At 62.5% G+C, this 11,664-nt stretch carries 12 protein-coding genes; 2 read left to right on the forward strand and 10 right to left on the reverse strand.

Annotated elements, in window-relative coordinates; genetic code table 11:
* Window positions 1-138: 138 nt before the first annotated feature.
* From R4P57_RS18820 to R4P57_RS18835, 4 genes are all read right to left on the reverse strand, one after another.
* Window positions 139-723 (reverse strand): hypothetical protein, encoded by a 585-nt coding sequence (locus R4P57_RS18820; RefSeq protein ID WP_317804347.1) that lies wholly within the window; start codon window positions 721-723, stop codon window positions 139-141.
* A 135-nt stretch (window positions 724-858) separates the two neighbouring features.
* Complete coding sequence (locus tag R4P57_RS18825) at window positions 859-1,578, reverse strand: SEC-C domain-containing protein (protein ID WP_317804348.1); 720 nt, start codon at window positions 1,576-1,578, stop codon at window positions 859-861.
* Between the two features lie 205 nt (window positions 1,579-1,783).
* Window positions 1,784-2,599 (reverse strand): hypothetical protein, encoded by an 816-nt coding sequence (locus tag R4P57_RS18830; protein ID WP_317804349.1) that lies wholly within the window; start codon window positions 2,597-2,599, stop codon window positions 1,784-1,786.
* 802 nt (window positions 2,600-3,401) lie between these two features.
* A complete protein-coding gene (locus R4P57_RS18835) occupies window positions 3,402-4,565 on the reverse strand; it encodes an AAA family ATPase (protein ID WP_317804350.1) in 1,164 nt (387 codons plus the stop codon).
* A gap of 88 nt (window positions 4,566-4,653) precedes the next feature.
* Here R4P57_RS18835 and R4P57_RS26840 point away from each other — a divergent pair, with 88 nt between their 5' ends.
* Both R4P57_RS26840 and R4P57_RS18845 read left to right on the forward strand, forming a co-directional pair.
* Window positions 4,654-4,914, forward strand: coding sequence for a carbonic anhydrase family protein (locus R4P57_RS26840; protein ID WP_411742393.1), 261 nt, complete (start codon window positions 4,654-4,656; stop codon window positions 4,912-4,914).
* A 69-nt stretch (window positions 4,915-4,983) separates the two neighbouring features.
* Window positions 4,984-5,361: a DUF6941 family protein gene (locus tag R4P57_RS18845; RefSeq protein WP_032384867.1), complete on the forward strand. Its 378-nt coding sequence runs from the start codon at window positions 4,984-4,986 to the stop codon at window positions 5,359-5,361.
* Between the two features lie 2 nt (window positions 5,362-5,363).
* Here R4P57_RS18845 and R4P57_RS18850 read toward each other — a convergent pair whose 3' ends face one another.
* From R4P57_RS18850 to R4P57_RS18875, 6 genes are all read right to left on the reverse strand, one after another.
* Window positions 5,364-6,197 (reverse strand): HpcH/HpaI aldolase/citrate lyase family protein, encoded by an 834-nt coding sequence (locus R4P57_RS18850; protein WP_317804352.1) that lies wholly within the window; start codon window positions 6,195-6,197, stop codon window positions 5,364-5,366.
* Window positions 6,194-7,357, reverse strand: coding sequence for an acyl-CoA dehydrogenase family protein (locus R4P57_RS18855; RefSeq protein ID WP_317804353.1), 1,164 nt, complete (start codon window positions 7,355-7,357; stop codon window positions 6,194-6,196). Before R4P57_RS18855 ends, R4P57_RS18850 begins: the two co-directional genes overlap by 4 nt.
* Window positions 7,358-7,396: 39 nt before the next feature.
* Window positions 7,397-8,767 carry an MmgE/PrpD family protein gene (locus tag R4P57_RS18860; RefSeq protein WP_317804354.1) on the reverse strand — a complete coding sequence of 457 codons (1,371 nt, stop codon included), beginning with the start codon at window positions 8,765-8,767 and terminating at the stop codon, window positions 7,397-7,399.
* Window positions 8,764-9,981 carry a CoA transferase gene (locus tag R4P57_RS18865; protein ID WP_317804355.1) on the reverse strand — a complete coding sequence of 406 codons (1,218 nt, stop codon included), beginning with the start codon at window positions 9,979-9,981 and terminating at the stop codon, window positions 8,764-8,766. Before R4P57_RS18865 ends, R4P57_RS18860 begins: the two co-directional genes overlap by 4 nt.
* Window positions 9,978-10,541: a MaoC family dehydratase gene (locus R4P57_RS18870; RefSeq protein WP_317804356.1), complete on the reverse strand. Its 564-nt coding sequence runs from the start codon at window positions 10,539-10,541 to the stop codon at window positions 9,978-9,980. The genes R4P57_RS18865 and R4P57_RS18870 overlap by 4 nt, the downstream gene beginning before the upstream one ends.
* A gap of 131 nt (window positions 10,542-10,672) precedes the next feature.
* Window positions 10,673-11,407, reverse strand: a complete 735-nt coding sequence (locus tag R4P57_RS18875) for a FadR/GntR family transcriptional regulator (RefSeq protein ID WP_317804357.1) — start codon at window positions 11,405-11,407, stop codon at window positions 10,673-10,675.
* Window positions 11,408-11,664 lie beyond the last annotated feature (257 nt).

Below are 11,664 nucleotides of genomic sequence, written 5' to 3' on the forward strand. Positions count from 1 at the left end.
TCGGTGTTCGCGGCAACCCTCACGGTAGACGCAATCGCGGTCCATAGGGATTGACTGGACCTTGATCGCCGCACCGGCCGATCGACTTTCGTCCGCCCGTGCTTCGCGCATCTCAGGCGAGCAGCATCGACGCGTTTTTCACAGATCCAGCATGTCGCGCAGTCGACGCATGCTCATCGGACCAGTTCGTTCCTCGTCCGGGAAAGAATCGAGGAGACGAATCAGATCATCGCGACGAGTCGGATCTGCCGCGGCATCGCGTGGCGTCCAACCTTCGAGAGCGGGGATGGACTCGGTGAGCCACTTCTGTTCGTATTCGCGAACCTGCTCTTCGAGGAGCGCAATGAGCTCTGGAGCCATTTCGACGGGTTCTCCGCCATTCCCTAATGTCTCGGCCATCGCTTCCTCTGCCGACGAACGCCTGTCGCTCATCTGATCCGCATCCGGATGAAGGGTCATCACATCGTCGATCAACGTGTCCATTCGGCGTTCGGACATTGCTTCCACCGTCAATCGGGTGCCGTCCAGGGTGAGTCTTCCGAGGATGCTCGTTCCGACCTTCCAGTACCAGCGATTCCCCCCCGCGGCCCCGAATTTGCGGCTCAGCCTCCGCCGTAGTCCACCGACCTCACCGAGCTCGAAGACCGACTCGCACAACGCCACCGGATCGCCGTCACGATTTTCGATTCGGCGAGGAGCCAACCGCGCACTGAGAAAACTCACCAGATCTTCGGGATCGACAGGGTCGGCGTCGAGGATCTCGATCAGCTTCGTTCGTTGCGCCGGATCGACAGGTTCGATGCCACCGAAGATCTGAAACTCTGCACCGACGGGTACGACGCGCGAGCAGATGAATTCTCATGCAGTCAACTGTCGGCTCGCCGAGCGTTCTTTAATGTCGTGTCGATCCCCGGTACAAATGTCGCGCAGCGACATGCCTTCTCCGGGGCTGACCGATTCGATCTCGTGAATCGACCGCTCCACCAGAAGCCACTGCTGGGCCAACATCAACTCGTCGGCCGGCAGTAGCGGCCCATGAGAACTCACGAACTCGGCAAATTTTCCGCCCTCGAACAGCACTACATCGCTGACGAACGGTTCATCGAAGGCCTTCGACAAGACATCGTCACGATCGCCGAGATGCGCCGTTCGTGTTCGGGCCAGACCGAGGATTAGATCTGCGGAATTCGCCGTTGCCGCATAGCCACTGGCTTTCTGGTAGAGCCACTGTGCGCGCTCTTCGAGCGACAGAACGTTCCTTCCGAGGTGACACACCTTGTACTTACGACCCGAACCGCACCAGCAGCGGTCGTTACGCCCCAGATCAGGGCGATCCTGAGGGATGCAGGGCTCCTGCATATTCCGTAGGTCCGCGCCAGCGGCGGGGTCTATACGTCCGAGCAGAGACAGTCCACGGACTGCATCTCCCCGCGTCGACGCATACTCGGCGAGAGACAGCACCGCCGGCTCGAAATGCGAGTCGGCGTCGAGTGCCTTCTCCAACGCCTTCTCAGCCGATAATGCGTCTCCAAGTCTGTCCAGCGCGTTAGCGCGGAACCAGTACGCGGCTGCGGTCACCCGTCGAGGCCCTGCACTCAGCAGCGCGTCGGCCGCATACAGTAGGGGCTCCGCGGTCCCATCGCTGTCGAAGTGTCTGTTCAGTGCCAACACGGCGACGTCGGATCGAGCAAGTGGGGTAAGCGCATCCGCACCCTCGGAAACTGCTGCCTCGGCATGCTGTTGGGCGTCGCAGGCGATCTCGCCGCGAATGTCCCTGACGATGTCACCGAACAGGACGAGTGCACGTGCCTCTGCGGCGTCGACTTTTGAGAGTGTTGGAGACCATGTTCGTTCGAGTGGTGGCCATCGCGGCGTCGAATTCGAATCCTGCTCGCGCCACAAGGTCTTCCGACTGCTCGATCCCCGCACCGGCGAAGATCTCGGACAGCGGTGGGCATGGTTGTGTGAATAGGTCCGGTTGGTCGTGCATCAGTTGGTACACAACAGCATCGCGATCGACCGTGGTGTCCTCGGGCACAATCTCGCGCACTGCGGCACTTACGTCGATCTGTTCCAGCGGGCCGTCGACCGCTCGAATCCGAACCACGCCGCCCACCACTACGAGCGATACGAGGTCACCCTGTTCGTAGTCGCTCAGTGTCCCCTGTGGGAGTACGAGCGCTTCGCTGTGCGGCCAAAATGGGTCATCGATGCCTAGACTGGCGAAAATCTCGTCGTCGCCCACACCTCTGTAAGTCGCGCGAAGGCCAGCGGGATCTTCGGCAAATTGCAAGAGCGTCGTGATGGGCGAAAGGTCGTCGATCGCGACGATGATGTCCGACGCCACCTCCCGCTGAGTGAGCCGGTGAGTGAGGACGCGGCCATCCAACAGAACGTCGACAGCAATGTTGCGCATGTCCGGCAGAAAGGCCAGATCGACCGAATCGACGGTGTCGACAAGTTCGTACATGTCGCGTCGGTGTCCGAATCCTCGGTCGGACATGGCGTTCGCCCAGTCCTCGGTGCTCAGCAGACCGAGCTCTCGGAGGACATCGAGGGCTGCGGTATCGAGCTCGGCGAGATCATCATTGTCATCCATCGCGGCCAGCATAAACGGCCTGCTCGACAGGTCGAGACCGCTCACCGGCGCGCGTGTTCCCCGCAGGGGTCGGCCGACGTGCTGGCGAAGATCGTCGGCGTCAAACTGGGTCGGCGTGCCAGGAAGGAGAATTCCATAGCGTCAGATCTACGCGTTGACGAGCCTGTGGGATGCGGCGACGGCGGCCGCACTGATCGAGTTGACGTCTACTAGAGCGGTGATCGCGAACTCTCTCACGGGAGACTGCGGATGCTCCGGATCGCTCGGGTGAGACAGTCACTGTTGACGGCGGCGGCCGCAGCATCCCACCTTGTCGAGGCGAACTCGTTGATCCGGCTGACATAGAGGGGTCCGATCTCACCGCTCGACCTCACCATGTCTTGTCGAACCGTCCGAGTGGTCGAGTCTGCACACAATCGCAGAACCTCCCGCTTCGCGTGAAGCACACCTTCAGGATCTTTCGGAATTCGCCCAACTCTGACGTTGAAGAAATCCGCAAAGCCGTCTCGATCCGCCAGCAGCCACGCTTCCGTCATCGAATGGGCGATGCGCAGGGAAAAGTTCGGACTCCACACCGTAATCGACGACGTCATCTCAGCTCGCAGTCGAACTGGGCAATCTCCGTCCGAGTCCCGAAAAACTATCCAAGAGGACCTGCGCGCGGCCTCGTTGTAGTTTGGGATCTTTGGGTCAAGTCGAGTTTTCCCACCAGTAATCACGACCTTCGCTACCGTGCGCCCGGCGGCTTTGACGGTCGCCTTGGCCGTTTCCCGATCGGACTCGCCTTCCACGACGACGTTTATCAAAGGCGCTTACCCTGGCCCACGGCGATGAGGCCTGCGAGGTCCTGGGGAGAGACCAACCCATCGACGACGTCTGAAGTCGGCAACTGCGCCGCTAGCTCGTCCGCGACTTCATCGATATCCGAAAGTAGCGTTGCGGTGGTGCCGTCGCCCGTAACCCGAAGAACAAGCACTTCACGCGGTAGTACTCCTTCGTCATCCAGCAGTTCTGGAGCGTGGGTCGACAGCAACACTTGCATCGATCGATCGCGCTGAGCCGCAGCGAGCACTGTTGGCAGGGTACGAACAATCGCGGCATTCAGCGAAAGCTCTGGCTCCTCGAGCAACAACACGCCGCCATTCGCTGGCGCACTCACCAACGTCCAAAGCAGTCCGATCAGCCTCAGCGTTCCATCCGAGAAGTCCGCCTCGCTCTGACGTGCCGGCGTATCTCGCCAGTTGCGGTAGCCGGCGACAAGGTGCGGACGCCCTGCCGAGTCGACCTCCAATTTCAGGGACTCGAACTCCGGAACAGCCGCCTTCAACGCGTCCTGCATTCGCCGAAGCCACGCGGCCTGGATACGAGGCTGAACTGCATTCATTTGAGCGATGAAGTCGCCACCATATGCATTGTCAGGTGTCCCGACGAGTCTAGAGGGGTCACGAATCAGCTGCGGCACCAAGTGGAAGTAGCGCGACTTCGCGAAGTATTCGGCCAGGACCCGAAAGCTCTGATTGGCCGATATCTGTTCGAGGTGAGTCTGGGTGAGCCGCTCGGGATCGTCGTTGTCAACCTTATCCGGACGCTGCAACAAAACTTCTTCGTTGAGCTCCACCCGCTCGGCATCGACAATCGGCCGATTCCGGCCTCCTTTCTCTCCCCGCACGGACAGGTGGTAGCGCCAAGAGTTGTCGCCGTCCTGCAATTGAACATCGATGATCAGTCGGCCCCTCTGGTGGTTGCGCGCAAAAAGGCTGCGCACCTTCGACAGTCCACCGCGCTTGTCGAAAGCGGCGGCGAGTCCGCCTCCAGCGCCGGCCACATCACCGAGAAAGCGAAAAAGGTCGAGCAAGTTGGACTTGCCGGAAGCATTGGGGCCCACGACGAACATCCGATCGTCCAGCGGGAAGTCCAACGACTTGAAGTTGCGCCAGTTGCTTGCGTGAACGTGTTTGATCCGCATCGATGTGCCTCGCTTTCTCTGACAGTCTGACGCAAGCCAGTCAGCTGCGCGAACCCCGGCCACTGCACTGGGGAACCACTAGGATGGAATGCCTCCGGCCGGCGAAACCGCGGAACTCGCTGATTCGATCCCGCCGATCTTCTGCCTGCCAACCGGACGGACGTGCGTTACACCGGGTCCCTCAACCACTCCCCCGTGCACCGAGGGCGTGCAGTGGATCGTCATGACCACTCCGGTCCAGGCCTCGGCCGAGCAGCTCGACGAATTCAGATCCGTCATCGAACAGAACGCGCGGCCACTGCAGGAGCAAGGCAGCCGCAGTGTCCTACTCGACAGCGAAGGCCCCTGACAGGGACACCGTGCCGGCTGCCGTGGGTAGATTTACCTCGAGGCGAGTCATGACCGAGAGAGGAAGCCGATGATCATCACCGGATTGTTCTTCGCGGAGTACGCGCGGGTCAGCGAAGACATGCTCGACATTCTCGGCGGCGTCTGGGATACCTGCACGGTCCCTCGCGACACCCGAATGCTTGAATGCCGGCTGGTCGCTCTGCTACAGACGGGACCCGACGACATCGGTAAGGACTTTCCCGCGACGCTCGAAGTCCTCGACGCGAACGGCGAACATATCGTCAACCAGCGGGGTCTTCAGATCCCCGGTGCCGGCTTCACCGGCGAGAATCGGTTCTGGTTCCTGCCGATGCAGATGGTGTTCCGCGACGAAGGACGGCATAACTTCATCCTCAGCGCCGGTGGGGCCACGGCGAGCGTCGGGCTTCGCATCGCTTTCGGCTGACGTCAGTTGCTGATCGTCTCCCGCGCGGCACCCCGCTCCACCACTCGTCGAGCGGTTCGTGCCACTGCCTCGTCGATCAGAAATCCCTTGCTGTCGACGGCCACACCCGACTCGGCCCGTTCCAGGTCGGCCAGCAATTGCTCTGCCTCACGTACCTCGTCTTCCGTAGGCACGAACACCGTGCGCACAGGGGCGAGTTGGGCCGGATGGATACACGCACGACCGACGAAACCGAGGCCGGCAAGCGTTCGGGTATCGGCCTCGAAGGCCTCGGAGTCGCGGAAGTTTCGCGACACCGCCGCGGGTGGTGGATCGATTCCGGCCGCCACGCTGGCTGCCACTACCTGAGCCCGCACGAACGACAGTGACTCCGCAGAACCGTCGACGCCGAGATCGGCGGCGAGGTCCACTTCCCCGATCTGGAGAAACCGCACCCGCGGTGCCCGGGCGATCTCGAGGGCAGCGAACACGCCACCGGCCGTCTCGATCAGCGGCGAGACCACAACGCTGCTCTCACCAAGAAGTGCAACGGCCTGCTCAACCTCGCGAGCAGACGACACTTTCGGCAGCCAGAGGCCCGTCAGATTCGGGTGCAGCACTGCGCGAATATCGCTCTCCTGCAACGCCCCTGGATTGACGCGTACCCAGATCTGCACGACACCCGGTTCACAGGCCGCAACCCACGCAGCCACCGTCGCACGAGCATGGTCCTTGTTCGCCGCGGTGACGGCATCCTCGAGATCCAACACCACTGCGTCGGTGCCCGATGCCAGTGCCTTGTCGAACCGCTCAGGTACATCCCCCGGGACGTAGAGGTACGTCAGGGCCGACCTCATCCGATGACTCCCGTACCCGCAACGAGGGACTTCGCGATGACGGTGCGCATGATGTCGTTGGTGCCCTCACCGATGGCCATCAGCGGGGCGTCACGGTAGAGGCGCTCGACGACGAACTCGGTGGAGTAGCCGTAGCCACCGTGAATCCGCATGGCTTCGAGGCTGGCGGTGATGGCGGCCTCGGAGGCGAAGTACTTCGCCATGCCTGCTTCCATGTCGACGCGCTTGCCCGAATCAGCCTGCGATGCCGCCCAGTACGTCATCAGACGTGCAGCCTGGAGCTGGGTCGCGATGTCGGCGATCTTGAGCTGGATGGCCTGGAACTCGGCGATGGGTTGCCCGAATGCGTTGCGCTGCTTCGCGTATTCGAGGGCGGCGTCGTAGGCAGCCTGAGCGATTCCGACGCTGCGGCCCGCAATGTTCAGGCGGCCGATCTCGAGACCGGACAGTGCTTGCTGCAGACCACGTCCTTCGACACCACCGAGCAGCGCATCGACGGGAACGCGCACATCGGTGAAGGTGATCTCACACGATTCGGTGCCCTTGTAGCCGAGCTTGCCCATGTCGCGCTGCACCTCGAACCCGTCGGTCGTGGTGTCGATCAGCAGCAGCGACATTCCCTTGTGCGCCGGCGTGGTCGAGGAGTCGGTCTTGACCAGTACCGGAAGCACATTCGCGTGTCGGGCGTTGGTGATCCACGTCTTGGCACCATTCACGACGTAGTGGTCGCCGTCGCGCTTGGCGGTGGTCTTGATGCCCTGCAGGTCGGTTCCGGCACCGGGCTCGGTCAGACCGACGCCCGTTCGCCATTCACCGGACGCAAGCTTGGGCAGCAGAGTCTTCTTCTGCTCCTCGGTACCGTGCTTGCCGATCATCCAGCACGAGAGGTTGTGGCTGCCGAGAATGCCGGCGACGCCCATCCAGCCGCGGGCGAGCTCCTCGTAGACGAGGGTGAACGAGACCTTATCGAGGTCGAGACCGCCGTACTCCTCCGGCGTCGTGATCCCGAACAGGCCCATGGCCTTCATGTGTTCGACGATCTCGGTGGGGTATCGCCCCGTCTTCTCCCACTCGTTCGCGACGGGGATGATTTCCTTGTCGACGAAGGTGCGCAACGCTTTCCGGAATGCCATCTGCTGTTCGTCGTACGTGAAGTCCATGATGATGTCCTGTCGATTGGGGTGTCGTCGATCAAAGTGTCACGGTGCCGGCGCGATGGCTGCGGCGAGATCGAGAATGGCGGTCAGGTCGGTTTCGTCGACCAGACCGAGGATGCGGTCGGACAGCTCTGCGGCACGAGAGTCGTTGCCGCAGTTGCCGAGAAACTTCTCCAGCAGACGGTCATCGCTCAGTGGGAACCCGGCAGACCCTTGACTGCCGCCGACGGACGCGTCGAGCACTCGTCCGTCGGTGAGGGTGAGAACCGCCCTGCCCGACGCGGCGGCCGCGGGAACCTCGGACGGGAGGTTCGTCACCCGTACCTTGCGGGCGGTGACGAGGACGTCTTCGCGTGCGATGGATTCGTCGGTGTAGGTCGAGACGGTGATGGCTCCGTCGTGCAGTAACGCGGCCACACTCCACGGGAGGTCGAACTTGCCGTCGTAGGTGCTGCGCGGTGACGCGACGCCGGTGTTCGGTCCGCAGACGAACGGACTCGAATCGGGGTGAACGAAGACCTCGATGTCAGCGACATCGCTCGCCGCAATCGCATTGTTCCCGAGCGCCTTCGACACCGCATCGAGTGTGACGTGCATCAGCTGGCAACTGGGATACGGCTTGATGCCGATCCGGGTGGCTTCCCACCGCGTGCCGAGTCCCTCCGTCAGTGCCGCGAAGTTCGTCGGCCGATCGGTCAACGCAGCGTAGATTCCGCGTCGTCCTTCGAGAACCGAGGATGGTCCGGTGGCACCGGCGGCGGCGAGCCGGGCGGCCAGCACACCGTTCATGCTGGCTGATCCCGGATGCAGCGCTTTGGTGTCGGCGTCGGTATCGAGAAACTCGAGCAGTCCCGAACTCGACGACCCGGCGATCCCCAGGGCGTTGACCAACGTCTCGGTGTCGAATTTCGAGAGATGTCCGGCAACGAGTGCGGCCGTCAACGGACCCACCGCTGCCGTGGCGTGCACGCCCCGAGCGTGAAAGCCGTGCGGACTGACTTCACCGAGGCGACAGGCGGTTTCGAGACCGAGAGCCGCGGCGGTCAGCACATCCGAACCCGAGGCCGACACCTGCTGCCCCACAGCGAATGCCGCGGGAAGAGATACGGCCGTCGCGTGCACCAGTGCGCCCGCATGCGTGTCGTCGAAGTCCAGGGAATGCAGCATCACCCCGGTCGCGAAGGCGGCTGCCGGCGCGGACAGGCCTCGGGTGCCGGTGAGAGGCCGCGCCTCTGGTGGGCCTCCGAGGGCTTCGGCCACTGTCCAGCCCGGCCGGCCGTAGCCGAGACGTTGGGCCGCAACGGTATTGCCGACGCCATCGAGCAGGTGACGCGCGGCCGCGTGCCGGACGTCCTCGGACAGATCGGCAACGGTGACACTCGATGCCCACTCCGCCAAGATCGTCGAAGTCACGCCCGCACCCCGTCTTTCGCCGTACCGAAGGCACCCTCCGCCTTCAGTTTCGCGACGCGTTCGTCGTCGTAGCCCAGTTGGTCGCGCACGATGTCGTCGAAGTGCTCGTTGCGCTGCGGCGCTCGGCGGTACTGCTTGGCCTCGGAACCGAAGTTCACCGGTGAGGCGACCTGGCGAACCGTGTTGTACACCGGGTGCTCGGTCTCGACCACAAGATTGCGTGCGAGCGTGTGAGGTTCCGTCAGTGCGTGCTCGACGTCGTTGATCGGACCGGTCGGCACCCCGGCCGGGCCGAGCTTCGATAGCCAGTGCTCGACGGTATTCGTAGCGAACACCTCTTCCAGGATCGGCAAGAGCACGTCCTGATTCTTGCCACGCAGCGAGAAGTTGGTGAACCGCGGATCGGCACCGAGGTCCGGGCGATCGATGGCAACCACCAAGCGGTCCCAGAACTTCTCCTTCGCGCAGCCGACGATAAGCCAGCCGTCCGTTGCCTCGAAGGCCTGGAACGGAACCAGGGACGGGTGAGCGGAGTTCTTCGTGCGGATCGGCTCGAAGCCGGCGTTGAGATGCCACGTCGCGGGGTAGGTGAGCAAAGACATCGCCGTGTCGTACAGCGAGACGTCGCAGTCACCACCGATGCCGTCGCGTCGGGCAGCGTGCAATCCTGACAGCAGTGAGATCGCGGCGACGAAGCCACCGGAGTAATCGACCAGCGACAGACCGGATTTCGTGGGCGGACCGTCGGGATCACCGGTGACGCTCATCCAGCCGGCGAGACCTTGCAGAATGTAGTCGTAGCCAGGCTCTTTCGCGCGCGGGCCGGTCATACCGAAGCCGGTGAGGCTACAGCACACGATCGCGGGATTGAGGTGCTTGAGCTGGTCGTAGGTGATGCCGATCTTCTCGGGCACGTCACCGCGGAGGTTCGAGTAGACGGCGTCGCTGGTACGGACGAGGTCCTCGAACACAGCCCGCCCGCTCGGGGTCGAAAGATCCAGTGAGAGCGACCGTTTGTTGCGGTTGAAGCTCTCGAAGAACAGCGAGTCCTCGCCCTCGTTGTAGGGCGGGACGTAGCGGCCGACGTCGCCGCCCACACTGGGGTCCTCGATCTTGATGACATCCGCGCCGAGGTCAGCCAGATGCAAGCTACCGAACGGGCCTGCCCCGTACTGCTCGAGGGAGATGATGCGGACGTCTTCGAGTGGCCTCATGCGTCTGAATCTTTCGTCTGTAGTTCAAGGTCGGCGGGAAGTTCGAGCGGGCCGTTCTGCGCTTCGGGGAAGTAGTTCTGCCCGATGCCACTGTCGCGGGTCGCGACCATGACCGAGCGCTTCCACGAAATGACCTCGACCCCATCCTGATTGAGGCCGCGGGTGATCATCGAGACGATGCCGGCGTAGGGACGTGACTCGGACTTACGCAACCCGGTGCAGATGCTTTCGGCGTAGAGCGTGTCTCCGGCGTACACCGGGTGCGACATCTTGATGTCGGTGAAGGCGAGGTTCGAGATCGCGTTCTGACTCATGTCGATCACCGAAAGTCCCAGCACCACAGAGACTGTGAAGCCGGAGTTGACGATGACGCGCCCCTCGGTGATGGGGTTCTGTGATGCCAGGTGCGCATTGAAGTGGTTCTGGTTGGTGTTGAGCGACAGCAGCGTGATCCACGTGTTGTCGGTCTCCGAGATCGTCCGCCCGAAGGGATGTTGGTAGACGTCCCCCACGGCGTAGTCGTCGAAGAAGCGCCCCAGAACGGCCGGATGGAATGCCACCGTGTCTCCTCGTGTCGGTTTGGCGAGTGCCTTACCTAGACCATAAACATCAGATGTTTACGGCGTCAAGGGTTCGAGAAAACCGGCAATCTACCAACTTCAGGTGTATCGACCCGATAAAGAGCAGATGTTTACGGGTTGCGCAGTCGATCCATCTGTCGGTACGAGTCGCCGAGGTGGTCGAGATGCTTGCGCATCAAGTCCATTGCGGCCATGGAATCACCGGCCTCCACCACGTCGAGCAGTCCTCGGTGGTCGCTGTCGACGCACTGCCAGAACCCCTCGGGCGCGTGATCCCGACCGAATCGGCCGGACAAGACACGGAAGACGGGTGCGGTGATGAGCTCGAGCAGCGGGTTGTGGGCCGCACGAAGCAAGACGAGGTGGAATTCCTGGTTCTTGGCGAAGGTCTCGGGACCCTGTACTTCGTTGGGGTCGAAGATCGTCGCGTTGAGTTGTTGGAGATGCTCGTCGGTGCGACGGAACGCAGCGATGCCTGCGGCCGGCACCTCCATCAGGTTGCGCACTTCCATGAGCTGGTCGACGGTGACGGTCTCTGCGGCGGCCATCAGCGCGACACCGGTTTCCAGGTGCTCGCTGATGTGCCCGACACTGGGGACGGCGACGAAGCTTCCCCCGGTGACTCCCCGAGTCGTCTCGATCAGGTTCTGGCTGGCCAGGGACCGGAGTGCTTCACGAATGGTGCTACGCCCGACGCCGAATTCAGCGGTCAGCTCGGCCTCACCGGGGAGCCGCTCCCCCGGTTGGAGCTCACCGGACAGAATGCGGCTACGAAGATGTCCGGCGAGAACCGCATACGCGGGGACGCTCTTGGCCGAGCCCTTGAGCGATGCCGGTTCGGCCACTTCTCCCCCTACTTCTCGACGACGGCTGACGATCGGCTCGAGCCTAGCCTGGCCGAAGCACGGTCATGCATCGATCGCGTGCGCGGTGCCGGTTGACTCGAATCCGGCTCCATACATCAGATGTTTGCGACCGAAACTGACCGAATCAACGCGTCGAGACGCAGATACACGCCCCTTGACGGTCTATATATCTTATGTTTAGGTAGATCGCAGCTGTTACTTAGGTCTCACCACACCCGACGCTGTGACAGCCGACA

This window comes from Rhodococcus sp. IEGM 1330 (assembly GCF_033142445.1).
Taxonomy (GTDB): Bacteria; Actinomycetota; Actinomycetes; order Mycobacteriales; family Mycobacteriaceae; genus Rhodococcoides.

Coding starts and splice junctions, on each gene's coding strand:
- R4P57_RS18835 (WP_317804350.1), bottom strand. CDS start 4,565: ATGCGGATCAAACACGTTCACGCAAGCAACTGGCGCAACTTCAAGTCG.
- R4P57_RS18855 (WP_317804353.1), bottom strand. CDS start 7,357: ATGGACTTCACGTACGACGAACAGCAGATGGCATTCCGGAAAGCGTTG.
- R4P57_RS18830 (WP_317804349.1), bottom strand. CDS start 2,599: ATGGATGACAATGATGATCTCGCCGAGCTCGATACCGCAGCCCTCGAT.
- R4P57_RS26840 (WP_411742393.1), top strand. CDS start 4,654: ATGCCTCCGGCCGGCGAAACCGCGGAACTCGCTGATTCGATCCCGCCG.
- R4P57_RS18850 (WP_317804352.1), bottom strand. CDS start 6,197: ATGAGGTCGGCCCTGACGTACCTCTACGTCCCGGGGGATGTACCTGAG.
- R4P57_RS18865 (WP_317804355.1), bottom strand. CDS start 9,981: ATGAGGCCACTCGAAGACGTCCGCATCATCTCCCTCGAGCAGTACGGG.
- R4P57_RS18845 (WP_032384867.1), top strand. CDS start 4,984: ATGATCATCACCGGATTGTTCTTCGCGGAGTACGCGCGGGTCAGCGAA.